Below are 22,287 nucleotides of genomic sequence, written 5' to 3'. Positions count from 1 at the left end.
CGGTCACCTGGTGAGCGCCTCGCGCAATTCCCGTACATCGGGGCGGTTATGCCACGGCTTGAGCACTCCGACGACCCGCCGGAGTTCTTCTCTGGTGCGGCGGGAGTTCGTTTCCGCCGCGCGATGGGCGGCGGCGAGACCGGTTTTGGCGGCTTGGTCCGGTTCGCCGGAAAGGGCGAGCGAGTTCGCCATGAGGGACAGGAAAAACCCGTAGTCGCGACGGGAGAATTGGGTTTCCTTCAACGTTTTCTCGTACAGCTCGACCGACCGCCGCGGCTCGCCCGCTTCGGTGTAGCAGATGGCGGTCTGCATGTTCAAAAGAGTCGCGTTGAAGTGCGCGCCCAGCGGTGATTCGACCGGACCGGCGTCGGCGAGCAGTTTCCAGGCGACGTCGAGTTTCCGGTTTACCTGATCGGCCGACGCGCCGAGCATCGCCTCCGCGCGGGCTTCCTGCTGGGCCGCCTCGGCCTGGAGCCGCCGGGGGAGCGACCAGGGGCCGTTGCGCACCGCCCGGGTGAGGATGAGCATCCGCCGCGGGTCGCGTTCGTCGTAGGCGACCTGGGCTTTTTTGAGCAGGATGTAGCCCTGCATCGTGCTGTCGCCCGCCGCCTGCGCCCATTCCATCGCGCGGTCGTGCCAATACAGCGAGTCTTCCATCTGCCGCCGGTCCCGGTACAGCCATCCGGCGAACTCCGCGCCTTCCGAACCGATGTGCAGAAGGTCCCGCTGATCGTCGGCGGTCGCGTCGCGGGCGATGCGGTCGATGATGTCCAGCACGCCGAGCGTCATCGGCAGCGTTTTGGCCGGACCGCGTTCGCCGTCCTCGTATTTGTACTGGTCGAGCTGTCTGCGGAAATAGTGCGTGACGGTTTTGTCCATGTACCGCCGGGGATTCTCCAGCGCTCGCGCGACGTGCTCGGCGCTGCCTATTCCCAGCGCGGGCAAAGCCGCGACCGGCAGGCCGTTTTTGAGCAGGGAGCGGCGACTGAGCGGGCTCATGACGTCCCATTCTGTGGTCGGAACCGCCGGCTGGGCCGCGTCGCCGGGAGCGGGCACGAGCCGGCCGAGGACGCTGGCCGCGACCGTGCCCCGGTCCAGCGGCAGCGCGACCGGCCGCCCGTCCACGACGACCGGGAGCAGGACGCTCGGCGGCCCCCCGAGGTCTGCCTGCGTGCCTTCCCGGAGCAGCTCCTCCAGCCGGGCGGGGCTGATGCGCAGAAGCCGGGCGAGCCGGTCGCGCCGGTGCGGACGAGGCTCGGACCGGCCGGATTCCCAGGCGCGGATGCTCTTTTCGTCCGCCGGGAGCAGCGCGGCGAGCTTTTCTTGCGTCAGGTTCGCCGCTTTGCGCGCCCGGACAAGCCCTTCTCGCCGTTCGCCCATGGGCGACACTCCTTCGCCACGAACCGGGGTCGTCAGATTACCGCAGGTCACCGGGTGCAGGGCAAGACGATTCGCTCGGTTGCCGCCCGCTTTTCGCCCGGTTTGCTGGCTGGTCCAGGCCACTGCCCGCCTTCATGGTGGTGGGGCACGCGAAGACACTTCCGAAGCCGAGAGGTGCATCGCATGAAGGCAGCAGAGACGCTCGTCGAGGCGACCCGCACCGGCCATCCGGCGGTGGTCATCGTGTGTTGCGTGCTCCTGCTGCTGGTACTGGTCTCGATGTGGCTGTGGCGGGCGCGCCGGCCGATCCCGCCTCCGCGAGGACGGCTGACGGTCCGCGACCTCAAGGCCCGTCTGGACTACGAGGTCCAGGCCGAGATCGAGGAAGCCCGCCTGGCCGAATTCCGCCGGACGGCCGAGGCGATGGCCGCCGAACGCGCCGAGGAGGACACCGAGGTGATCCCGAAAGTCGAGGACGACGAGGACACCATTGTCTTCCCGGAGGTCGAGAACCCGCGAAAAGGGAGGAAAACGAGTAAAGCTCGGTGCGGTTAGGAGCGTCCCGCCCATCGCTCACCGCACCGTTATGCCTGCCCCAGCCTGGCGCGGCACGCCACCTCCCCTGGGCTGGGGCAGGCCTTATCTGCCGCACAACATCTTTGCCCGCCTGCGGCGTGCTGAACTGGAGGTTCTGCCCGGCAACGCCTCCGTGCCCGATTGCCGCCGCTGAGCTGACCGTACATCGTACGACATTGTGACAGGTCGGAATTTCGGTGTGTTTGTCCGCTCTCCGGTACTCGAGGAGGCGTCGTGCTGTCTTTCCGGGCTGTCTGCGCGACGGCTGTTCGGGTGAACGTCCTGAGCTGGCAGCGGCCTGGTTTCCAGGATCTGGATCGGAGTGGCAAGGCGTAAGACAAGATGCCTTGATGAGTGACGACACGCCTAGACGTGAGGTCCGTGAGCTGCTCGCCCCCGTTTATCCAGTGACCGCCGGAGTCAGCCGGTTGCGGGAGTTGACTCCGAAGGCGATGTGGGCGACCGCAGTGGTGATCGGGGGGCTCACCGTAGCGGCGGTGACCGTGTTGTGGTGGCCGGCGACGGCCGGTCTGAACGGCGCAGCGTTGGTCACTGCGCGATTCGACGCGTTGAAGATCGGCCTAAGCATCGGAGTGGGAAGCGGGGGAGTTGTCGCACTTTACCTGACTTGGCGGCGGCAGCACGCCGCGGAAGCCGATCTTGACACCCGTGAGCGCACGCTTGCGCATCAACAAGCCGTGGCGGCCGATACCAAGCGGCATCAGGAGCGGGTCGCGGAAGATGCCCGGGTGGATGCCGCTGCGAGGCGAATTACTGAGTTATACACCAAAGCCGTAGAACAACTCGGCTCCGACAAGGCCCCGGTGCGGCTTGGCGGTCTCTATGCTCTCGAGCGCCTCGCGCAAGACAATGAATCCCAGCGTCAGACTATTGTAAATGTTTTGTGCGCTTATCTCCGAATGCCGGAAAATTCTGAGAAGCTCAAGTCTGGTGCGGCTGGGGATCAAGATATCTTTGACCTTCAATATGCACAGGAGCGAGAAGTTCGAACAGCCGCGCAAAGAATTATCGTGAGTCACCTGGGCGTTGGTTGCGAGGATGCCTACTGGGGGCCGCGTGACCTCGACCTTGCCGGTGCACGCCTCCGGAATTTCGACCTGTCGACGAGTCGGATCGGCTCAGCGGACTTTACTGGTGCGTTTTTTTCCGGTGTGGCGAGCTTTTCGTCCTGTAAATTCGCTGGTTATGGTGATTTCACTGGCGCTACTTTTCAGGATCAGGCCCTCTTTGAGGGTGTCGAGTTCGATGGCGGCGCGGTCCTTGTTGATGCGAGGTTTCGGGGCGATGCAAATTTTTCCGGTGCTACTTTTGTGGCATTCGTGCTCGCTCGGGGAACGGTATTCGAGGGGGGAGCGGAGTTCAATTTCTCCAGATTTAAGGAAGGTGCACGGTTTGAGAATTCGAATTTTGAAGGAATGGCAAAGTTTTCTGGGGTCAACTTCGGGGTCATCGAAGTTGAAGACTCTGTCTTCGAGTCATCTGCAAGCTTCATGCATTTAACTGTGTCCAGGCGTTCCGCGTGGAGTGGTGCTCGGTTCGTCGGTAATGTCACATTTGAGGGATCGTCATTTGACGAGGGGTCCAAATTTGTTGGAGTGAAATTCGAGTCTGGTGCTGATTTCTCTGCGGTGAACTTTACCTATGCGCCGGATTTCAAGAACGTGTCCTTCGGGAAAGAGCCGCAGTTCGTCGGTGCTCGTTCGGAAGGTCGTGACTTCGATCTCGGGCGGGGTTGATGCGGGGGAGTGGGTGAGGGCGCGAACTTGCGGTCCCTGCGCTGATGGAAGGTCGGAAGTTCTTGCGCGGGAGCGTGACGCGTTGGGCGAGATCACGCCGCGCCTGCGATCCGGGCTGTGCCTTGGACCGAGTCCTGTCTTGCCCCAGGGCCGCTTCCGTCTCGTCGAAGTTGAGTGTATAACGCCCTATACGGCCTAGCGGGAAAGCGCAGCGATCTCGATCCCCGCCAACCGCTCGGCACTCACCACCACTTCATACGCCTGGAGCAACCCGCCCCGAACCTCGATCCGGAGCACCCCCGCCAACCGCCCAGCCGGAGCGAGCACCAGCCCGACCTCCCCGTCGATCAGCGCCAGCTCCGCCAGCCGCGCGTTCCCCGCGAACAGCTTCGTTCCCCGCGCAACCTCGTCCGACCCGCGCAGCACCGCGGCGGCACCCGGCGGCAGCATCGCCGGATCGGTAACCCGGACGACATCCGGTGCCAGCACGGTCAGCAGCGTCGCCATGTCCCCGCCCCGGGCCGCGGAGAGGAACGCCGTCACCACTTCCCGGTGCTCGGCCAGCTCCGCGGCAGGCACCGCCGGGACCCCGCGCACCCGCAGCCGCGCACGGCTGGCGAGTTTCTTCGCGGTCGCGGGCGTCCGGTCGAGGATCGGCCCGACCGCGTCGAACGGCACCGCGAACAGATCGTGCAGCACGAACGCCACCCGTTCGGGCGGGGCGAGCCGGTCCAGGACCACCAGCAGCGCGCGCCCCACCTCCCCGGCCAGCAGGACCTCGTCCTCGGGAACCGCGCCGCCGGCGGCGTCGGGCACCGCGGAGACCGGGGTTTCCCGGCGCGCCCGCAGCGCGTCCAGGCACAGCCGGGACACCGCGGTCGTCAGCCAGCCGCCGAGGTTGTCGACGCCGGACGTGCGGTTCAGCCGCAGCCACGACTCCTGCACGACGTCCTCGGCCTCGGCCGCGGAGCCCAGCATGCGGTAGGCCAGCGCGTGCAGCCGCGGGCGCTCGTCTTCGAAGCGCCGCGCCAGTGCGTCGTCCATCGGTCACCTTTTCCCGTCTCGATCCGTCATGGGAGTGCCGGCCCGAAGACCAAGGACGAGGAGAGGAACCGGATGACCGTCATGCTAGCGCCCCTGCTGCACGTGGATTCGAGCGCCGACCGAGAGGCGTCGGTGAGCAGGCAGCTGGGCGCGTTGTTCGCCGACGAGTGGCGAAGAGGCGGCGGAACCGTGCGCCACCGCGACGTTTCCGCTGAGCCGGTCCCGCCCCTGAGGGAGGCGTACGCGCGGCTCGGCCGCCGGGTGGAACGCAAGGGAGTGCTGTCCCTGGAAGACATCGCGGCACTGATCGCGGACGACGACGAACAGCGCGAATGGGAGCGGACGCTGCCGCTGGTCAACGAGGTGCGCGAAGCCCGCGCCGTGCTGCTCGGCGTGCCGATGTACAACTTCGGCGTGCCCGCCACGCTCAAGGCGTGGATCGACCGGATCAGCTTCCCGGGCGTGTTCGTCGACCCGGAGACCGGCCGGAAACTGCTGGCGGACAAGGACTTCGTGATCGTCAGCGCGCGCGGCGGCGGATACGGTCCTGGCACGCCGCGCGAGAAGTTCGAGTTCCAGGAGTCGTATTTGCGCGCCTACCTGGGTGACAAAGGCGTCGGGCGGCTGACGTTCGTCGCCCAGGAGTTCACCCGGGTCGGCGACGTTCCGGCGCTGGACGGGTTCGAAGACCTGGCCGCCGCGTCGCGCGCGGCGGCCAGGTCTCAGGTCGCAGAAACCGCCCAGCGGCTCATCCGGTGAGGTCGGAGCACTTCCGCGCGTCCGGATCCTTCGCCCCGCCCGGCGACCACCGCACGTTCGCGAACGACGCGGAGAACGGGCCGTCGGTGTAGACGAGGAACGGCGTGTCGACGCTCTCGAAGTCCAGCCCGCTCGCGAAGCAGGACAACGGGATCTTCACCGTCGACTTCTGCCCGGCGGGCAGATCGCCGAACAGCTTCGTCGCGTTGACCTCGGACGAGCACGGGTAGACGCAGTGCAGGCTGACGACCGTCCGGTTCACCGGCGGCGAATGCACGATCACGTCGAACTCGAGCGCGCCGTCGGCGTTGAGGTACCCGCGCAGGTCGTCCGTGCCGCCGGGGTGCTGCGAGTACAGCTGCGCCGCGCCGGTGCCGGTCCACGTCGCTTTCAGGCCGTCGCCCTGGACGTTGACGTCGGCCGGCGCCACGTTGATCTCAGGATGCGAAGCGGTGCCGTCGGCACCGATCTCGGTGCCACCCCAGTTCGAGGCCGAGCCGATGAAACTCTTGTACGGCGCGACATCCGTGCGGTCGTAGATCGGCAGGTCCTCGGTTGCGGTGCCGCCGCCGTCGTGCGATCCGCAGCGGGCCGGGCCTTCGGTTTCGTCGAGCTTTCCGACGGTGGTCCGCTGGTTGGAGGTGAGGCCGTAGCCGAGCTTGAACAGCGGGTCGTAGCCGGGACTCCACGGGTTGAGCGGCGTCTGGCACGCGCTCTTCGGCCACGAATAGGACAGCTTGCCGTGGTATCCGCCGCGGTCCTTGCCGCGCACGAGCATGTCCGCGACCCCGCCGCCCTCAGTACCGGGCAGCCACGCGGCGACGAACGCGTCGGAACGGTTGAGCTCCTTGTTGACGTACAGCGGACGCCCGCTGACGTACACCGTCACCACCGGAGTGCCCTTGCCGCTGACTTTGTCCAACACCGCAAGGTCTTCCGGATACAGCTTCGCCGCTTCAAGGCTCTTCCGCTGCAGATCGCCGACGCCTTCCGCGTACGGAGTCTCGCCGACGACCGCGATGACAGCGTCGTAGCCCTTCGGGTCGACGGTGCCGGCGGGATCGAAGGTGACGTTGGCGAGATCCTCCTTGAGCCCGGCGAGGATCGAAGTGGCGCCAGGGAAGTCCGCGTTGGTGTTCCCGGTGCCCTGCCAGGTCAGCGTCCAGCCGCCGGTCTGGTTCGAGATGTTGTCCGCGCTCTTGCCGACCACGAGCACCTTCGCGTTGCGCGCCAAGGGAAGCACGTTCCCGTTGTTCTTCAGCAGAGTCTGCGACTTGCGCACCGCTTCGCGAGCGAGCGCCTTGTCCGTGAGGGCGTCCGACGAACCGGCGTACCAGCGCTGCGACGGCTTGCGTTCCTCGAAAAGCCCGGCGCGCAGCTTGACCCGCAGGATCCGGGTGACCGCGTCGTCGATGCGCGACATCGGGATCTCGCCGCCGCGCACCTGCGCGACCGTGTTGGCGATGAAGGCTTTCCAGTCGTTCGGCACCATTACGACGTCGATGCCCGCGTTGATCGCGCGCGGGCAGCTGGCGTTGGTGCAGCCGGACACCTGGCCGATGCCGTTCCAATCCGACACGACCAGGCCGTCGAAGCCCATCTTGCCCTTGAGGATCTGGTTGAGGACCTTGTCGCTGCCGTGGATCTTGCCCTCGTTGATGCCGAGGTCGGGATTGGTCCAGCTGTTGAACGATGCCATGACCGTCTGCGCGCCCGCGGCGAGCGCGCCGTAGTAGCCCTGGCCGTGGAGGTTGATCATGTCTGCTTCTGAAGAAGCGTTGACGCCCTGGTCCTGGCCGTCGGTGGTGCCGCCGTCGCCGATGAAGTGCTTGGCGGTGCCGATCACGCCGTTCGGGCCGATCCGCAGCCTCGCACCGGCTTGCAGTCCGTTCATGGCCTCGTATCCGTACGCGCGCGTGATGCGCGGATCCTCGGAGAAGCCTTCGTAGGTGCGGCCCCAGCGGTCGTCCTGCACGACGGCGAGCGTCGGCGCGAACGCCCAGTCCTGGCCGGTCGAGCGGATCTGCCGCGCGGTGGAGTTCTCGACGTCGCGCACCAGGCACGGGTCGTGCGCCGCGCCGAGCGCGATGTTCTGCGGGAAAACGGTGGAGCCGTATACGTTGTTGTTTCCGTGCACGGCATCTATGCCCCAAATTACCGGAATCTTTGTCCTCGTGGCCTTCGCCGCGTCCCAATAGGAATCTGCGAGCTTGAGCCAGTCCTGCTGCGTGGCGTGCTTGTTCCCGCCCGGCCACGAGCCGCCGCCGTTGAGCACGGACCCGATGGAGTACTGCGTGACCTCGGCCGGCGTGATCGCGCCGATCTCGGGCTGGGTCATCTGGCCGACTTTTTCCTCCAGCGACATGCCGGAGACGATCTGCCTGATCCGCCATTCGTCGACCGGGTTCCGCGGCATCGCGCTGCGCACCTTCGGCCAGTCGGCCAGCTCGGGCAGCGAGTTTTCGATGCGGGCACAGCCGTTCCGGTCGAGCGCGGGACGGCCGATCTCCGGCTGGGCCGGGGGAGCGGCGTGAGCGGCCTGGGCGGGGACGAGCCCGCCGAGGAGGACGAGCGCGGCGAGCGCGACCCGGTTCCGGGCGCGCGGGGAGCGAGGAGGTCTGGCCATCGACAGTCCGTTCTGCGGAGGGCGGCCCGGAGCGGGCCCGGTGATCCTGGCCGGGCAAACCGGACTCCGTCAATCCGCCGACCGCAGTGGTTCAGTCCACTGACCGGACAGGAAACGGGACATCGCGGGGAGCGGCGGCCCGTCGCCGGACGGGGATAGATTGATCGCGTACGCACTGCAATCAATGGAGGACAAAGCGGATGCGCAAGGAAATGCTGGACGTTCCGGCGGCTGACGGGACCGCGGACGCGTACCTGGCCGTGCCGGACGGCGGGCCGCATCCCGGGGTGCTGCTCTTCCCGGACGCGTTCGGGCTGCGGCCGCGGATCGAGGAGATGGCCGACCGCATCGCCGAGGCGGGCTACGCCGTGCTGGCCCCGAATCTGCTCTACCGCGGCGGCCGGACGCCGCTGGTGGACTTGGCCGCGCTGGAAGACCCGGAGCGGCGCGGGGAGGTCTTCGGCAAGCTGATGCCGCTGATCGAGGCCCTGGACACCGAGGCGATGACCCGGGACGCGGAGAAGTACCTCGACTGGTTCGCCGCGCAGGACGGCGTCGCGCCGGGCCCGGTCGTGATCACCGGCTACTGCATGGGCGGCACGAACGCGCTGCGCGTGATCGAGGCGTTCCCGGACCGCGTCAAAGCGATCGCGTCGTTCCACGGCGGGCGCCTCGCCACCGACCAGCCCGACAGCCCGCACCTGCGGGTCGGCTCGATCACCGGCGAGCTGTACTTCGGGCACGCCGACCAGGACCCGTCGGCCACCCCCGAGCAGATCAAGACGCTGGAGCACGCCCTCGACGAGGCAGGCGTGACGTACCAGTCGGAGGTCTACGAGGGCGCGTCGCACGGGTTCACGATGTCGGACACGGCGGCGTACCACGAGGAGGGCGAGAAGCGGCACTGGGAGAACCTGTTCGCGCTCCTGGAACGGGTGCGCTGACCCGCGGCTGATCAGGCCCGGTTCGCTGTCCGTGAGGGGAACCCTGAAGGACTCGGATTCGCTCAGGGTTCCCCTCACGGACCTGCGCGGACGGCTCGCGGCCGGGCCCTGCGCGCGGAATCGGCGGCGGCCGTTTACGCTGGCCGCATGGCCGAAGGTGCGCTGTGCCGCGAACCGGTGGAGCTGACCGGGCGCGAGCGCTCGGTCCTGCGGAGCGTCGCGGTCCGCGGGACGGAGCCCGAGCTGTTCTGCGAGCTGGAGGCCGGGCACGGCCACGAGCACGCGACCCAGGTCGGCGGACGCGGCGAGGAGCCGCTGATGTGGCTGCGCTGGTGGCCCGGCCGCCGCGTGCTGGAGACCCGCGCGCTCTGCGGCGCCGAGTCCGACGAGGGCGTGTTCTGCCGGGTGCCCGGCGGGCACGAGGGCAGCCACAGCTACGAGCTGACCGAGCCTGAGGAGGCCTGGCCGCTGGCCGACGCGGGCCTGCCCGCCGGCCGCCGGTAAAGTCGCTCGACATGCGCGAAGGCTTCCAGGACGACCTGAAACAGCTCGACGGGCGTCTGGCGGCGATGGCCGAGGCAGCCGCCGAGGCGATGCGCCGGGCCACGCGGGCGTTGCTGACCACGGACCTGCCGCTGGCCGAACAGGTGCTCAGCGGCGACGCCGACCTAGACGACCAGCGTGCCGCCTGCGAGGACGAGGCGTATTCGCTGCTCGCCCTGCAGGCCCCGGTGGCGGGCGACCTGCGCGCCGTGCTGGCCGCGGTGTACTGCGCGGAGAAGCTCGAGCGGATGGGCGACCTGGCCGCGCACGTCGCGGGCACCGCCCGGCGCGGCCACCCGGACCCGACCGTGCCCGCCGACCTGGAGCCGGTGTTCGCCGAACTGGGCGAGGTCACCTCGGCGATGGCCGAACGGCTCGCCGACCTCGTGCACGGCGAGGCCCGCGGCGGCTACGCCGAACTGAGCCGCGCCGACGAGCGCGTGGACGCGCTGCACGCCCGGGTGATGGCGACGGTCACCGCGCCGGACTGGACGCAAGACCAGCGGATCGCGGTCGCGCTCAGCCTGCTCACGCGTTTCTACGAGCGTTTCGCCGACCAGGCGGTGTCGGTCGCGAAGCGCCTGGAGTTCGCCGCGACGGGCGATCTCCCGGGCTGACGTCCGGCGGGGGACCGGCCGGAGCCTGGTTCGACGGACGCGGCGGCGAGCCCGCGGCGCGGGAGTGCGGCGGGCCTGCCGGGCGCGGCTGCGGCGAGCGTGCCGGACGGGCCGGCGGCTGGCTGGCGCCGCGCGCCGGCGGTTGCGCGGGCGGACGGCCCGGGTTCTGCGGCGGCGCGTCGCCCGGACGGGGCTGAGGCGCGGCAGTGCGGACCGGCTGCGAGTTCTGCTGCCGCGGGGCGCTCGGGTCACGGGGTGCGGCGGTGCGGATCGGCTGCGAATTCTGCCGCCGGGGCGGGCCTCCGGCGGGGCGGGCGTCCGACTGCGGGCGTACCGGGCGACCGCTGGCGTCCCGAGGCGCTGAATCGGCGGGTCGCGGCCCACGCGGCGGCAGAGAACCAGCGTCCTCAGGACGAACCGCCGCGGCGTCGACGTCCCTGCTGTCCGGACGACCGCCGCGAGTTCGCCGCGGCTTCTCCTCAGCCGGAGCAAGCACCGTCGCAGCCTCCGCACCTTCCGGCGCGACGCCCAGCAACCCGAACGGCACCTTCCCCGAGAACCGCCGCACGAGCCCCGCGGCCGGAGCCAGCGCGTACCGCTGCAGCAGCAACGCCATCCCGGCCCCGAGAGCGAGCCCGATCAGCACGTCATGCGGATAGTGCGCTCCCACGAACACCCGCGAGAAGCCCATCGTCGCCGCGAAGGCCGCGAGCCACGGCGCGCCCTTGCGCCAGGCGAAAGCCCCGCCGAGCGCGACCGCGGCCGCGATAGTGGAGTGGTTGCTGGGGAACGACCAATCGCCCGGCGGCGGGCAGGCGCCGACGATCGCCTCCGGCGGCAGTCCCCGGCACGGCCGTTGCTCGTGCACGAAGGCTTTGACGATCTCGCTGAGCACGTACGCCACCACCGTGGCCGCCGGGACCAGCAGTGCCGCCGCCATCCGCTCGGGCGAGCCGGTCGGGCGGGCCCGCCACCAGAGCCAGGCGAAGAACGGGGCCACGAGGACCAGGCCGTAATGCGTGTACGCCAGCACGAGAGACTGCACCCAGCCCGGCATCGCCTGGGCGAAATGGGTGATCGCGTCGTACGTCTCGCTGCTGGAACCCCCGGCCGTGGTCGCCATACAACCCCTCTCCGGTCCGCCGGTTCGCCTGGCGGCCATCTCGCGTTCACCCGAAGGTCACGAGCGTACCGAGCGGCGGAGAGGAGTCCGCGACGCCCCGCGAGTCCGCGGGGACTCTCCGGGACGGGTCAGGAGTCGGTGGTGTGCTTGCAGGTCACCGGCTTGCCGGGAGCGGGGGCGCTGGCCTGGGCGAGTTCCTTCTTCTTGTCCAGCAGGATCCGGCAGCGCAGCGTCGCGCCGGTCGAAGGCGTCGCGGTGACCGACGCGTCCTGTCCGGCGCTGACCACGACGTCCTGTTTCCACGGCAGCCCGAGCGGGCCGGCGAGCTGGTGCGGCGCGACCTTGTCCTCGTAGCGGTTGCCCGATTCGCCGTAGGTGACGCCGGTGGCCGTCGTCTGCTGGTCGGAGGTGACCTCGTAGGTGATCGCCCACGACTTGCCGGTCGGGTTGGAACACGCGGCGAGACCGGCGAGCGCGACAGCCGCGAAGGTGGCGGAGAGTGCCTTCTTGATCACGCTCGGACTGTACCGGAGCCCTTCTTCCCGAGCCCGGCGAGGAACATCCGCGCGGCGGGTTCCTCGCGCGCGGCCTGGGCGAGGATGCCGAACTGCAGCATGGCGACCACGAGCGACGTCCCGCCCGCGGACACCAGCGGCAGCGTCACGCCGGTCACCGGCAACGCGCCCGCGACGTAGCCGATGTTGATCAGCGCCTGCGCCGCCAGCAGCAACGTGGTCGTCCCGGCGACCAGCCGCACCCACGGATCGGCGACCCGGCTCGCGGTGCGCAGGCCGATCACCGCGAGGCAGCCGAACAGCCCGAGCACCAGGAGGCATCCGGCGAACCCGAGTTCCTCGCCGACAAGCGCGAAGACGAAGTCGTTCTGGACGTCCGGCAGATAGCTCCACTTCGCCGCGCCGCGGCCGAGGCCGACGCCGAACCAGCCGCCGTCGGCGAGCGCGTACTGCGCCTGCTGCGCTTGGTAGCCGCTGCCGCTGGCGTCGGGATTCGGCGAAAGAAAAGAAAGGATGCGCGCGAGACGATAACTGGCGAAAAGGGCGAGTACGACGATTCCGGCGACCCCGCCGGCGAGAATGGCGGCGAACAAGCGTTTCGGCGCGCCGGAGAACCACAGCAATCCCAAGGTGATCAGCGCGAGCGTGACCGTGCCGCTGAGATTCGGCTGGGCGAGCAGCAGGGCGCACAACGCGAGCGTCACCGGGATCAGCGGCACGAGCAGATGGCGCCAATGGTGCAGCACCTTCTGTTTCGACACCAGCAGATGTGCACCCCAGAACACGAGAGCGACCTTCGCGATTTCCACTGGCTGCAGGGTGATCGGCCCGGCGGCGAGCCAGCGTTGCGCGCCGCCGTGGTCGGAACCCAGCGGGGTCAGCACGAGAAGCAGCAGCACGACCGCGGCGGCGAGCGCCGGGGCGGCTGCCTTGCGCAGGTGGGAAAACGGGATGCGCAGGCCGAGCACGAACGCGACCGCGCCGAGCGCGACGAAGGCCAGGTGCCGGAAAAAGGCTTGGTACACCCCGGTTCCGGCGGCCGGGTTGGCGGCGGCGGCCGAGGACGACAGCGCCATCACCGCGCCGAGCAGCGTCAGCAGCGCCCAGATCGCGGTGATGATCCGGAACGACGCGAGCGGATGCGCGAAGAACTGTCCGATTGCGTGCCGTGCGGGTTTGCGGTCCCGTTCGGTTGGCGACTCCACAGCGGGTGAGTGTGTGCCGTTTTCGCTTCGCGGTGGCTGACCGACTCGCCCGTGTGCGGAAAATTACCGTTCGGATTCCTGATTGGCCTGGTCGACGTCGGCCATGTGTTCTTCCGCCCACGTGCGCAATACCGCGAGCGCGGACTCCAGCGACCTGCCGAGCGGCGTGAGCCGGTAATGCACCCGAGGCGGCACGGTGGCTTCGACCCGCCGCGAGACGAGACCGTCGCGGACGAGGCTCTGCAGGGTCACCGACAGCATTTTCTGCGATACCCCGGGGATGCGGCGGCGCAGGTCGGCGAACCGCACCTCGTCCGGCGCGGCCTCGGCGAGGATCTTGACCGTCATCGACGTCCACTTCGTCCCGATCCGGTCGAGCAGCCGCCGGGTCGGGCAGGCCGGGTCGAACAGATCGCCGCGGGCGGAGGGCGTCACCTCGGGCTCACCACCTGTCGGGAAAGTGCCGTCTTGGCGGCACCGTTGGAGTTACCTACCGTGTGCTGGTAACCAATGGTAACCACAGGAGGTCCGATGATCGCGGTGCGGCAGGTCGAAGCGAACGGGGTCCGGCTGAACGTCGCCGTCGCCGGGAGCGGTCCGGCGCTGGTCCTGCTGCACGGGTTTCCGCACACCTGGCAGCTGTGGAGCAAGGTCGTCCCGGAGCTGGCGAAGCACTACCGGGTGCTCGCGCCGGACCTTCGCGGCCTGGGTGCGAGCAGCCGTCCGGAGAGCGGTTTCGACGCCGGGACGGTCGCCGCCGATATCGCGGGCCTGCTCGATGCGCTGGGGGAGTCGGACGCTGAGGTGGTGGCGATCGACCTGGCGGTGGCGGGCGCGTTGCTGCTGGCCTTGCGGCAGCCGGAGCGCGTGCGCCGTCTGGTGCTGATGGAGTCGCTGCCGTGGGGTTTCCCGGCCAGCCCGCCGTGGTGGTTCGGCTTCCACGCGGTGCCGGGCCTCGCCGAGACTGTCCTTAATGGACACGAGGCGGAGTACGTCGGCTGGTTCCTCGACCAGGGCACGCTCGGCCGCGGCGTTCCGGCGGACCTCCGGGCGGCCTTCGCCGAGGCGTACACCGGGACCGACGCGCTCCGCTGTGCCTTCGAGTACTACCGGGCGTTGCCGGAAAGCGCCCGTCAGCTGACCGAAGCGGCGGAGAAGCGGCTGACCGTCCCGACGATGGCGATCGGCGCGAATCCGGTGGGCGACGCGCTGGAGCGGCAGTTGCGCCCGATCGCCGACGACCTCGCCGGGCACGTGCTGCCGGATTGCGGGCACCTGATTCCGCTGGACCGTCCGCGCGAATTCCTCGATCTCCTGCTGCCGTTCCTGTCCCGGGAGATACTGGCCGGGTGTCGTTGACGTCCGAACTGGCCGACCCGCGAGGGACGCTCGCGCGCTGGTGCGCCCGGGTCTTCACCGGCACGGCCGCGGCCGCGCGCCGGGTCGAGGAGGCGACGAACGGCGTACGCCCGATCCGCCCGTCGCTCGCGCGTCCGCCGCGCGAGCACTGGGCCGAGATCGGCGGCGCGTTCGGCCAGCGGATCGCCGACCTCGTGCAGCCCGCGCCGCCGTACTACGCGCTGCTCGGGATGGTGCGTGCGCAGTGGGGCAGCGGCCCGTGGGCGCACGCGCAAGCCGCCGAGTACCCGACGCACGACGAACTGCCGCCGGAGTACCGGGCACGGGCGCTCGGCATCCGCCCGGCGGCCGCGACCTGGCTCGACCTCGGCGACGGAATGCCGCCCGGCGAGGCACTCCCGGGTGCCGAGGAGCTGTGGGGCGAACTGCTGGGACGCGCTCGTCGCTACCAAGCGCAGCACGCTCCGCCCGGCGTGCTCGGCGGACCGGGCGCGGAAGCGGGACTGGCACGGACGAACTGGGTGTTGTCGGCGTGCGAAGACATCTACCGCTCCGGCCGGATCGACCCGCGGCTCGCCCGGGTGGTCGACGGCGGCGGCACGATCGCGGACCTGCGCGCCCTGCCCGCCGACGCGGCGGTGACCGAACTGACGGAACTCGCGAAACGCTTGCACGACAACGGTGCGCTGTGGGAACTGCGCCGTCTCGCCGGTGCGCCGCCCGAGGGCTATCCGCTCGGGATCGCCGGGCCGACCATCGTGCCCGGCTGGGCGGATGGCGACCTCCTGCTCGGGAAGCTCGATCCCGAAGAGGGGATCGCCGAGGGCACCTTGCTGGACGTGAAGACCGTGCTGACTGTCGGCGACTCGGAGCGGGCCGGGCGCTGGCTGTGGCAGATCCTGCTGTACGCCTGGCTCGATGTCGCCGACCTATACCGGATCCGGGAGGTCGGACTGCTGCTCGGGCGGCACGGCAAGCTGGTCCGCTGGCCGGTCGACGAGCTGGCGGGGGAGTTGCTCGGCGGGGACGGGCTGGTCGATCACCGCCGCGACGAGTTCAGGGACATGGCCCGCGGGCTGCTCGACGCGGTCGGGCTGAGCTTGGCCGACGGCTGAGCCGCGGGCCGCTTCGTCGCGCCGCGACCGGCGAAACACACCGCGCCGAGCACGATCACGCAGCCGACGAGCTGCAGCGCGCCCGGCCGTTCGCTCAGCAGCAGGAACCCGAAGATGACCGCGCCGACGGGCTGAAGCAGCATCATCGTGGCACCGGTCGAGGCCGCGAGCCGCGGCAGCGCCCCGGCGATCAGCAGCCACCCGACGATCTGGCCGACCAGGGCCAGCGCGGCGAACCAGCCGAGCGAGGGCAGGCTGGGCGTCAGGTCGAGGCGGCCGAACGGCAGCCCGAGCGCCACCGACACGAAGCCCGCCGACACGGTGGCCAGCGACAGCGAGCGGACCTGCGTCGCGGGGCTGCTGCTGAGCCGGAGCAACAACAGGTACCCCGAGTAGCCCGCCCCGGCGGCGAGCGCGAAAACCATGCCCAGCACCGGGTTCGAGCCGGCCATCGACGAGCCGAACACCCCGCCGGCGAGCACGATGCCGGCGATCAGCGTCGGCGCGACGAACTTGAAACGCGGGTCCGGCCGCTCCTTGAGGAAGACGAACGCCAGCAGCGGCACGATCACCACCTGCACCGAAAGCAGCATGGTCGCGACGCCGGCGCCGACGCGCGGGATCGCCTCGCCCCACAGGACGAAGTCGAGACCCAGCCCGAGCCCGGCCAGCAGCGGCAGCAGGATTTTCGCTCCCACGCGGGTCCGCCGCGCCTCGCTGAACGCCAGGATCGCGAGCAGCGGCAGCGCGAGGGCGCAGCGCCAGAACGCGCTGGTCGCCCCGCTGGCCCCGGAAACCTTGATGAGCACCGAGGTCAGCGCGACGCAGAGGCAGCCGGCCGCGGCCAGCAGCCGAGGGTCGGCGCGGCCGGTGAGGGCGGCGATCGGACCGGCGGTCGGCAACGGGGCGGGTTCGGTGGTCATGCCTTCTATCGTGGGGTCGCTAACTATCAAGGACAAGTGAATGTTCCTGCGTAAAATCCGGTAGCATCGCTACTGTGTTCAGTGTGGATCGGATGCGCGCCCTGCACGCGGTGGCGCAGCACGGCTCGGTCGCCCGCGCGGCGGCTGCGTTGCACGTCACGCCGTCCGGAGTGTCACAGCAGCTGGCGAAGCTCGAACGGGAAGCGGGCCTGGCGCTGTTGGAGCCGCGCGGCCGGACCGTGCGGCTCACTCGCGCCGGGCAGGTGCTGGTCGGACACGCCGAGCGCGTGCTGGCTCAACTCGCCGAAGCGCGCACGGATCTCGAACGGCTGCGCGAGGATGTGTTCGGGCCGTTGCGGATCGGGTCGATCGCGACGTGCGTGCACGCCCTCCTGCCGCCCGCGCTCGCCACGCTCACCGAACAGCACCCGCGGCTGGACGTGACGTTGGTCGAGGGCGAAGCCGAGCAGACGTTGCCGAAGGTGCTCGCCGGAGACCTCGACGTCGCGGTGTTCGAAAGCTGGGCGGACCGGCCGACTGTGGTGCCGCCGGGGATCGCGCAGGTCACGCTGTTCTCCGACGTCGCCGATCTGGCGCTGCCCGCCGGGCACCGGCTCGCGCACCGGCGCACGGTCGATCTCTCCGAGGTGGACGACGTGTCGTGGATCAGCTGGACCGGCCGGTCCGGCTGCTACGAATGGCTCGTGCACGTGCTCCGTTCGCAGGACTTGGAGCCGCGGATCAGTTGCACCATCGGGAGTTACGTGACGCAACTGGCGCTCGTCGCGGGCAACGTCGGCGCCGCGCTCGTCCCTCGGCTCGCCCGAGGCCCGGTGCCGGACGGCGTCCGGATGCTCGCGACGCGGCCGGTGCTGAACCGCACGATCATCGCCGCGTGCCGGTCCGGCGAGGAGGCGCTCGGCGGCGTCCGGGCGGCGCTGGAGGCGCTCGGCGAGGCGTCGGCGACTTATGTGAATCACTGAATTTCCTTGCGCGGCTGCCTTTTCCGGCCGGTTCGGCCCTAGAGTCGGCATCGACGAGCAGGGGAGCCGCCCATGACTGCCGAGGACGCCGCCCGCGCCTTGCGGGCTCGATTGCCCGCCGAGCAAGTGCACACCTCTGGTCCGCAGTACGAATCGGCGGCGACCGTCTGGAACGCCGCCGTTGTCGCTCGGCCGGACGTGGTCGTGGAATGCCGGAGCACGGCCGATGTCCAAGCCTCGGTGCGTGCCGCGCGCGAACTGGGCCTGCCGTTGTCCGTGCGGAGCGGCGGCCACGACTGGGCCGGACGCGCCTTGGCGGACGGCGGGATCACGCTTGATCTCCGTCCGCTCAAACGGGTCGCGGTCGATGCCGGGCGGCGAGCCGCGGTGGTCGGCGGCGGGGCTCAGTCCAACGATGTGCTTGCCGCGGCTGAGGTTCACGGCCTGACGGCGGCTGTGGGCACCATCGGCACGGTCGGCTTCGCCGGGCTCGCGCTCGGCGGCGGATACGGTCCTTTCCTGGGGAAGTACGGGCTCGCCGCGGACAATCTGCTCGGCGCCGAGATCGTCCTCGCGGACGGCGAGGTCGTGCTCGCCAACGCGTCGCGGCTGCCGGATCTGTGGTGGGCGCTGCGGGGCGGCGGCGGAAACTTCGGCGTGGTGACTTCGCTGGGCGTGCGCTTGCACGCGCCGCCGCAGATCACGACCGGCCCGGTCTGGTACCCGGCGACCGACGCCGCCCGGGTTTTCGCTGCGGTAGCGGAGATCCAGGCGAGTGCGCCGGACGAACTCACCGTGCAGACCGGCGTGCTCGCCGGCGCCGACGGTTCGCTGTGCGTGCTGGTCTGGCCGACGTGGTGCGGCCCCGCCGATCCCGACAGCTTCCTCGCCCGGCTCGGGACACCGCTCGCGGCGGAGATAGCGCCGGTGTCGTCGTACGCGGCGGAGATCGCTCGCCGGGACGCGATGTTCCCCGGCGGCCGGTCGGTCACCATCCGGACGCGGTCGTTCCCGGCGTTCACGCCGGAGATCGTCTCGGTGCTGGTGACGCAGGCGGAAGCCCGAACCTCGCCGTTGTCGGGGCTGTCTATCCACCACTTCCACGGCGTTGCCGCCCGCGTCCCGGCGGCGGACACGCCTTTCCCGCTGCGGGAGGACCACGTGATGGTCGAGGTTCTCGGACTGGGGGAAGACACCGACGACCGCGCCTGGGCGGATGCCACGTCGGCCGCGTTGGCTCCCTACTCCTTGCCCGGCGCGTACGCGAACCTGCTCGGACCGGATGTGCCGTCCGTTGAACCCTTCGGGGCCCACACCGCCCGGTTGCGGGACATCAAACACCGCTACGACCCGGACGGAGTTTTCCACGCCATCCCGCTGGCCTGACCTTTTTACCGAGTACATTGGTGAAAAAGCCGGGCGGAGGGAGCGGACCGTGGCGTATGTGATCGCGGAACCGTGCGTGGACGTGACGGACCGGGTGTGCGTGGACGAATGCCCGGTGGACTGCATCTACGTCGGCGAACGTTCGCTCTACATCCACCCGGACGAATGCGTCGACTGCGGCGCGTGCGAACCGGTGTGCCCGGTCGAGGCCATCTATTACGAGGACGACCTTCCGGAGCGCTGGCGCGGCTGCGCCGAGGACAACGCCCGGTTCTTCAGCGAAACCCTGCCCGGCCGCGACGCCCCGCTGGGCAGCCCTGGCGGCGCGGCGAAACTCGGCGACCTCGGGGCGGACACGCCCTTGGTCGCCGGGCGGCCGCGTCCGTAGTTTGCCCTGGTTGACTCGGTTAAACTGTCTCGCATGAGCGACCAGACGCTGACCGATCCGCCCGGCTCCCGCACGCTGGGCGAGAGCCGGGCCCGGGTGCTGGACGCGGTGCGGGAGGCAGGCGCGCCCGTCGCGGTGCACGACGTCGCCGCGCAGGTAGGACTGCACCCCAACACCGCGCGATTCCACCTGGACGGCCTCGTCGACTCCGGCCTCGCCGAACGCCGAGCCGAAGACCGCACCCGCCCCGGCCGCCCGCGCACGGTCTACGTCGCCGTCGCCGAGGAAGCGGCGGAGGGACGGCGCAGCTACCGGCTGCTCGCGGAAATGCTCACCGGCCTGATCGCGGAAAACGTGGCCGACCCCGGCAAGGCCGCGGAATCGGCAGGCGAAGCGTGGGGCCGCTACCTGGCCGACCGCCCGCCGCCGACCCGGCGCGTCGACGAGACCGAGGGCCTCCGCCGGCTGTCCACTGTGCTCAGCGACGCAGGCTTCGCCCCGGACGCGGTGGACGACCCGGAGCGTCCGGTGATCCGGTTGCGGCACTGCCCGTTCCGGGAAGTCGCGGAGGAACGCCGCGATGTGGTGTGCGGCCTGCATCTCGGGCTGATGCGCGGCGTGCTGGCCGAGGTGCGCGCGCCGTTGACAGCGGAGAGGCTGGAGGCGTTCGTGGAGCCGTCGCTGTGTCTGGCGCATCTGAAACCGGCCGGGAAACGTCGCCGCTGACCGCGTCGCTCAGTAGCCGAGCGGGTTTGCGGAAAGCCAGTCGGTGTGACGGCGTTTCAGGGCATCCCGTTCGCTGGTCGTGGGCAGGAGGATGTCGGCGCCGCCGTCGTACGGGTGGTACACGCGGTCGAAATCCAGGCTCGTGATCATCACGTTGGCGGTGAGGTCGTCGGCCGTGGCGCGGAGCAGGTCGTCCGCCAGCCCGGGTCGCCAAGGCTTTCGGCTGGCGTACAGGTGGGTGTGGACAATGAAGTCCGGGTCGGTTTCGTTCTCGTCGGCGCGCACGGACATCAGGTGCGGGGCATCCGGGTTCCAGAGCGCGTGTCGCTCGGACGGCGCGGGGGGTTCGGAGGTGCCCGACCATTCGGCGGTGACGATCCGGACCTCTTGTCCGCGGAACAGTTCGTCGAGAATGGTGTTGTAGCGGTGCAGGGCGATGCCGTACTCGGCGTCGGTGCCGGGATAGCGCTGGGAGCCGGGCAGGCTGTGGAAACGCACCCATCGGTCTGGGAAGGCGTGTTTCAAGCGATCGGCGAGAGGCAGGAATCCGGGCCAGTGTCGCTGCCACAGCGCTGCGAGGTCCTTGTCTGGCAAGCGATCGCCTTCCCGCGGGCCGAGTTTCGGTCTTCCTCCAGGCGAGCAATGTACTCGCCCGTCCCTGTCCCGGTCTTCTAGGCTCGTGCCGTGTTCGAATACCACGGATGGATATCGCTCCGCTCGACCGCCGAAGCGCTCGACGACGAACCGCCGCTTCGCCTCGCCGAGATCCAGGCCCTGGTCGACGACTTGGCCGGGTACGCGCTGATGGACCTCCAGCCCATGAACGGCGAGTACTACATCCACCTCGGCGGGCATCCGAATCACCGCGGGCAGCAGGGCGACCAGGTGATCGACTTGTTCGCGAAGGTCGGGCGCCTCGCCCCGGGGTCGTACGGGCTGCTGTACGTCCACGACGACGAACATCCCGAGCACCCGCTGAGCTTCCGCGTCTTCCGGCTGGTCCGCGGCGAGGTCACGGAGCACGCGGATCGCTTTCTGTCGCCGGTGATCCCTGTCTTGGAGGACGCGGAGCCGAGCTGAAGGCAGACGGGATGGGAGAGCGCGAGCTTGGTGATTCCGGCTTCGGCGCGGGCTTGCCTCCGCTGCGTCGCGTTTTCGCGGATCCACTAGCCGTCGGCGATTTCGAGGTGGCGGCACGGTAGAACGGGATGCGCTCGCGGGCGGGCTCTGCCGGAGCCGCTGGTCTGGCCGGACAGACGCCCTTAGGTCCACAGTGGACGGAAGTACGCCGGACGGAAGCCTCCTCCGTTTCGAGCGTGGCTGGTCTGGGTCCGGCGAGCGGATCGTCCGGCGGGCATCGCCGGGAACTTCCGCGGCGGCACCCGAATCCGGTCGCTCCGGACCACTCAGCGCGGAGTGAAAACCCGGTCCGCGGCGGCCGGGGCGGGGGAGACCGGCCGCCGCGGCGGGTCGCGCCGAAGGGGAGCCGGCGCGGGCGGGAGGGTCAGGCCGGGACTGCGGCGCGCCCGATCCGGACTCGCCACTTCTCCGGCCCGGATTCCACGTACTCCCAGGTGAAATCCGCGCCGAGGGCGGCGGTGAACTCGCGGCGCAGCGGCTTCGGGTCGTGGTTGTTGACGAGCAGGAACGATTCCCCGGGCGCGAGCCGCGCGTAACGGCCGAAGATGCGCGGATGCCGGGTGCTGCGCGGGATTTCGCGGACGTCGAGGACTTCCGCGCGGTCCAGTTCGCCGCCGTCGAGGAGCGTGCGGAGGTCGTCGACGAGGACGGGGACGTCGGCTCCGGGGAGGTCGGCCAGCGCGGGCAGCAGGACAGTGGTTTCGGCGTCCAGGTAGGCGGCGAGAAGCGTGTCCAGTGCCTGTGCGGCATGGCTGACCTGGGCTGAGGTGTCGGCTTCCCGCAGTTCGTCGACGGTGCGGAGCACGGCGTCCTGGATCCGGCGCAGGGCGCGAACCAGCAGCCGGGTCGCGGGGGCTCCGGCGGCGGTCGCGTTGAGGACGCGGTCCGCGGCGGACAGGTACCCGGTCAGCCGGCCCGACGCGAATGCGGTCAGCCGGGCGTTCGCCTCCTCGCGGGCGCTGCCGTCGAGCTGGAGTTCTGTGACCACAGCGGCTTTTTCCCGGTATTCGGCGAGGATCCGGCCGGCTTCGGCGCGGAGGGTCTGGCCTGCCCGGAGCGCCGGGTCGGTGCTGGTGCCGCTGATGTAAACCTCGGACGAGCCGGTCACGGGAACCTCCCGGAAGAGTATTTACGAGAATGATAGTGCAAAAGGGTGGGACGGCGGACGTGACGTGAGA

General features: G+C 69.8%; 23 protein-coding genes. 13 read left to right on the top strand and 10 right to left on the bottom strand.

What is annotated here, in order from left to right:
- Window positions 1–3 precede the first annotated feature (3 nt).
- Window positions 4–1,380 carry a helix-turn-helix domain-containing protein gene (locus ACZ7OI_RS15430; RefSeq protein WP_470264838.1) on the bottom strand — a complete coding sequence of 459 codons (1,377 nt, stop codon included), beginning with the start codon at window positions 1,378–1,380 and terminating at the stop codon, window positions 4–6.
- Between the two features lie 183 nt (window positions 1,381–1,563).
- On the opposite strand from ACZ7OI_RS15430, the gene ACZ7OI_RS15425 reads away from it, so the two are divergent.
- Together ACZ7OI_RS15425 and ACZ7OI_RS15420 are read left to right on the top strand one after the other, a co-directional pair.
- Window positions 1,564–1,935, top strand: coding sequence for a hypothetical protein (locus ACZ7OI_RS15425; protein ID WP_470264837.1), 372 nt, complete (start codon window positions 1,564–1,566; stop codon window positions 1,933–1,935).
- 371 nt (window positions 1,936–2,306) lie between these two features.
- Window positions 2,307–3,713: a pentapeptide repeat-containing protein gene (locus ACZ7OI_RS15420; protein ID WP_470264836.1), complete on the top strand. Its 1,407-nt coding sequence runs from the start codon at window positions 2,307–2,309 to the stop codon at window positions 3,711–3,713.
- Window positions 3,714–3,908: 195 nt separating this feature from the next.
- On the opposite strand, the gene ACZ7OI_RS15415 is transcribed toward ACZ7OI_RS15420, so the two are convergent.
- Window positions 3,909–4,757 carry a sigma-70 family RNA polymerase sigma factor gene (locus ACZ7OI_RS15415; protein WP_470264835.1) on the bottom strand — a complete coding sequence of 283 codons (849 nt, stop codon included), beginning with the start codon at window positions 4,755–4,757 and terminating at the stop codon, window positions 3,909–3,911.
- A gap of 72 nt (window positions 4,758–4,829) precedes the next feature.
- On the opposite strand from ACZ7OI_RS15415, the gene ACZ7OI_RS15410 reads away from it, so the two are divergent.
- Window positions 4,830–5,516 (top strand): FMN-dependent NADH-azoreductase, encoded by a 687-nt coding sequence (locus ACZ7OI_RS15410; protein WP_470264834.1) that lies wholly within the window; start codon window positions 4,830–4,832, stop codon window positions 5,514–5,516.
- Here the strand turns inward: ACZ7OI_RS15410 and ACZ7OI_RS15405 are convergent.
- Window positions 5,506–8,142 carry a glycoside hydrolase family 3 protein gene (locus ACZ7OI_RS15405; RefSeq protein WP_470264833.1) on the bottom strand — a complete coding sequence of 879 codons (2,637 nt, stop codon included), beginning with the start codon at window positions 8,140–8,142 and terminating at the stop codon, window positions 5,506–5,508. The genes ACZ7OI_RS15410 and ACZ7OI_RS15405 overlap by 11 nt on opposite strands.
- Window positions 8,143–8,342: 200 nt before the next feature.
- On the opposite strand from ACZ7OI_RS15405, the gene ACZ7OI_RS15400 reads away from it, so the two are divergent.
- The 3 genes from ACZ7OI_RS15400 to ACZ7OI_RS15390 all read left to right on the top strand — a co-directional run bounded on the left by ACZ7OI_RS15400 (window position 8,343) and on the right by ACZ7OI_RS15390 (window position 10,246).
- Window positions 8,343–9,086, top strand: coding sequence for a dienelactone hydrolase family protein (locus ACZ7OI_RS15400; protein ID WP_470264832.1), 744 nt, complete (start codon window positions 8,343–8,345; stop codon window positions 9,084–9,086).
- A gap of 147 nt (window positions 9,087–9,233) precedes the next feature.
- On the top strand, window positions 9,234–9,590 hold the full coding sequence (locus ACZ7OI_RS15395) for a hypothetical protein (RefSeq protein WP_470264831.1): 357 nt from the start codon (window positions 9,234–9,236) through the stop codon (window positions 9,588–9,590).
- A gap of 11 nt (window positions 9,591–9,601) precedes the next feature.
- Entirely contained in the window at window positions 9,602–10,246 is a 645-nt protein-coding gene (locus ACZ7OI_RS15390; RefSeq protein ID WP_470264830.1) for a phosphate signaling complex PhoU family protein, read from the top strand.
- On the opposite strand, the gene ACZ7OI_RS15385 is transcribed toward ACZ7OI_RS15390, so the two are convergent.
- The 4 genes from ACZ7OI_RS15385 to ACZ7OI_RS15370 form a co-directional block, all read right to left on the bottom strand.
- Window positions 10,158–11,369 (bottom strand): phosphatase PAP2 family protein, encoded by a 1,212-nt coding sequence (locus ACZ7OI_RS15385; protein WP_470264829.1) that lies wholly within the window; start codon window positions 11,367–11,369, stop codon window positions 10,158–10,160. The two genes, ACZ7OI_RS15390 and ACZ7OI_RS15385, sit on opposite strands and share 89 nt — an antisense overlap.
- A gap of 128 nt (window positions 11,370–11,497) precedes the next feature.
- Entirely contained in the window at window positions 11,498–11,884 is a 387-nt protein-coding gene (locus tag ACZ7OI_RS15380) for a hypothetical protein (RefSeq protein WP_470264828.1), read from the bottom strand.
- On the bottom strand, window positions 11,881–13,089 hold the full coding sequence (gene ftsW, locus ACZ7OI_RS15375; protein WP_470264827.1) for a putative lipid II flippase FtsW: 1,209 nt from the start codon (window positions 13,087–13,089) through the stop codon (window positions 11,881–11,883). Before ftsW ends, ACZ7OI_RS15380 begins: the two co-directional genes overlap by 4 nt.
- A gap of 63 nt (window positions 13,090–13,152) precedes the next feature.
- Window positions 13,153–13,524: a winged helix-turn-helix transcriptional regulator gene (locus ACZ7OI_RS15370; RefSeq protein ID WP_470264826.1), complete on the bottom strand. Its 372-nt coding sequence runs from the start codon at window positions 13,522–13,524 to the stop codon at window positions 13,153–13,155.
- Window positions 13,525–13,620: 96 nt separating this feature from the next.
- On the opposite strand from ACZ7OI_RS15370, the gene ACZ7OI_RS15365 reads away from it, so the two are divergent.
- Both ACZ7OI_RS15365 and ACZ7OI_RS15360 read left to right on the top strand, forming a co-directional pair.
- Window positions 13,621–14,448 (top strand): alpha/beta fold hydrolase, encoded by an 828-nt coding sequence (locus tag ACZ7OI_RS15365; RefSeq protein ID WP_470264825.1) that lies wholly within the window; start codon window positions 13,621–13,623, stop codon window positions 14,446–14,448.
- Window positions 14,439–15,563: a hypothetical protein gene (locus ACZ7OI_RS15360; RefSeq protein WP_470264824.1), complete on the top strand. Its 1,125-nt coding sequence runs from the start codon at window positions 14,439–14,441 to the stop codon at window positions 15,561–15,563. The genes ACZ7OI_RS15365 and ACZ7OI_RS15360 overlap by 10 nt, the downstream gene beginning before the upstream one ends.
- Here ACZ7OI_RS15360 and ACZ7OI_RS15355 read toward each other — a convergent pair.
- Complete coding sequence (locus tag ACZ7OI_RS15355; RefSeq protein ID WP_470264823.1) at window positions 15,488–16,486, bottom strand: DMT family transporter; 999 nt, start codon at window positions 16,484–16,486, stop codon at window positions 15,488–15,490. The two genes, ACZ7OI_RS15360 and ACZ7OI_RS15355, sit on opposite strands and share 76 nt — an antisense overlap.
- A 92-nt stretch (window positions 16,487–16,578) precedes the next feature.
- Here ACZ7OI_RS15355 and ACZ7OI_RS15350 point away from each other — a divergent pair, with 92 nt between their 5' ends.
- The 4 genes from ACZ7OI_RS15350 (at window position 16,579) to ACZ7OI_RS15335 (ending at window position 19,969) form a co-directional block, all read left to right on the top strand.
- Entirely contained in the window at window positions 16,579–17,469 is an 891-nt protein-coding gene (locus ACZ7OI_RS15350; RefSeq protein WP_470265174.1) for a LysR substrate-binding domain-containing protein, read from the top strand.
- A 72-nt stretch (window positions 17,470–17,541) separates the two neighbouring features.
- Window positions 17,542–18,855 (top strand): FAD-binding oxidoreductase, encoded by a 1,314-nt coding sequence (locus ACZ7OI_RS15345; RefSeq protein ID WP_470264822.1) that lies wholly within the window; start codon window positions 17,542–17,544, stop codon window positions 18,853–18,855.
- Window positions 18,856–18,904: 49 nt separating this feature from the next.
- Window positions 18,905–19,243, top strand: a complete 339-nt coding sequence (gene fdxA, locus ACZ7OI_RS15340; RefSeq protein WP_470264821.1) for a ferredoxin — start codon at window positions 18,905–18,907, stop codon at window positions 19,241–19,243.
- 33 nt (window positions 19,244–19,276) lie between these two features.
- Window positions 19,277–19,969, top strand: coding sequence for a helix-turn-helix transcriptional regulator (locus tag ACZ7OI_RS15335; RefSeq protein ID WP_470264820.1), 693 nt, complete (start codon window positions 19,277–19,279; stop codon window positions 19,967–19,969).
- A gap of 9 nt (window positions 19,970–19,978) precedes the next feature.
- Here the strand turns inward: ACZ7OI_RS15335 and ACZ7OI_RS15330 are convergent, their stop codons facing one another.
- Window positions 19,979–20,563 (bottom strand): DUF3885 domain-containing protein, encoded by a 585-nt coding sequence (locus ACZ7OI_RS15330; RefSeq protein ID WP_470264819.1) that lies wholly within the window; start codon window positions 20,561–20,563, stop codon window positions 19,979–19,981.
- 90 nt (window positions 20,564–20,653) lie between these two features.
- On the opposite strand from ACZ7OI_RS15330, the gene ACZ7OI_RS15325 reads away from it, so the two are divergent.
- On the top strand, window positions 20,654–21,049 hold the full coding sequence (locus tag ACZ7OI_RS15325; protein ID WP_470264818.1) for an Imm7 family immunity protein: 396 nt from the start codon (window positions 20,654–20,656) through the stop codon (window positions 21,047–21,049).
- Between the two features lie 424 nt (window positions 21,050–21,473).
- On the opposite strand, the gene ACZ7OI_RS15320 is transcribed toward ACZ7OI_RS15325, so the two are convergent.
- Entirely contained in the window at window positions 21,474–22,217 is a 744-nt protein-coding gene (locus tag ACZ7OI_RS15320) for a DUF2249 domain-containing protein (protein ID WP_470264817.1), read from the bottom strand.
- Between the last annotated feature and the right edge of the window lie 70 nt (window positions 22,218–22,287).

This window comes from Amycolatopsis sp. NPDC114503, from assembly GCF_055633655.1.
The sequence above is the reverse complement of the archived record's forward strand: the minus strand, read 5'-3'. Positions and strand labels throughout refer to the sequence as shown.

Excerpts from the sequence above, each read along its gene's own strand:
- ACZ7OI_RS15430 (WP_470264838.1), bottom strand. The coding sequence starts at position 1,380 with ATGGGCGAACGGCGAGAAGGGCTTGTCCGGGCGCGCAAAGCGGCGAAC.
- ACZ7OI_RS15425 (WP_470264837.1), top strand. The coding sequence starts at position 1,564 with ATGAAGGCAGCAGAGACGCTCGTCGAGGCGACCCGCACCGGCCATCCG.
- ACZ7OI_RS15420 (WP_470264836.1), top strand. The coding sequence starts at position 2,307 with ATGAGTGACGACACGCCTAGACGTGAGGTCCGTGAGCTGCTCGCCCCC.
- ACZ7OI_RS15415 (WP_470264835.1), bottom strand. The coding sequence starts at position 4,757 with ATGGACGACGCACTGGCGCGGCGCTTCGAAGACGAGCGCCCGCGGCTG.
- ACZ7OI_RS15410 (WP_470264834.1), top strand. The coding sequence starts at position 4,830 with ATGACCGTCATGCTAGCGCCCCTGCTGCACGTGGATTCGAGCGCCGAC.
- ACZ7OI_RS15405 (WP_470264833.1), bottom strand. The coding sequence starts at position 8,142 with ATGGCCAGACCTCCTCGCTCCCCGCGCGCCCGGAACCGGGTCGCGCTC.
- ACZ7OI_RS15400 (WP_470264832.1), top strand. The coding sequence starts at position 8,343 with ATGCGCAAGGAAATGCTGGACGTTCCGGCGGCTGACGGGACCGCGGAC.
- ACZ7OI_RS15395 (WP_470264831.1), top strand. The coding sequence starts at position 9,234 with ATGGCCGAAGGTGCGCTGTGCCGCGAACCGGTGGAGCTGACCGGGCGC.
- ACZ7OI_RS15390 (WP_470264830.1), top strand. The coding sequence starts at position 9,602 with ATGCGCGAAGGCTTCCAGGACGACCTGAAACAGCTCGACGGGCGTCTG.
- ACZ7OI_RS15385 (WP_470264829.1), bottom strand. The coding sequence starts at position 11,369 with ATGGCGACCACGGCCGGGGGTTCCAGCAGCGAGACGTACGACGCGATC.
- ACZ7OI_RS15365 (WP_470264825.1), top strand. The coding sequence starts at position 13,621 with ATGATCGCGGTGCGGCAGGTCGAAGCGAACGGGGTCCGGCTGAACGTC.
- ACZ7OI_RS15355 (WP_470264823.1), bottom strand. The coding sequence starts at position 16,486 with ATGACCACCGAACCCGCCCCGTTGCCGACCGCCGGTCCGATCGCCGCC.
- ACZ7OI_RS15350 (WP_470265174.1), top strand. The coding sequence starts at position 16,579 with ATGCGCGCCCTGCACGCGGTGGCGCAGCACGGCTCGGTCGCCCGCGCG.
- ACZ7OI_RS15345 (WP_470264822.1), top strand. The coding sequence starts at position 17,542 with ATGACTGCCGAGGACGCCGCCCGCGCCTTGCGGGCTCGATTGCCCGCC.
- ACZ7OI_RS15335 (WP_470264820.1), top strand. The coding sequence starts at position 19,277 with ATGAGCGACCAGACGCTGACCGATCCGCCCGGCTCCCGCACGCTGGGC.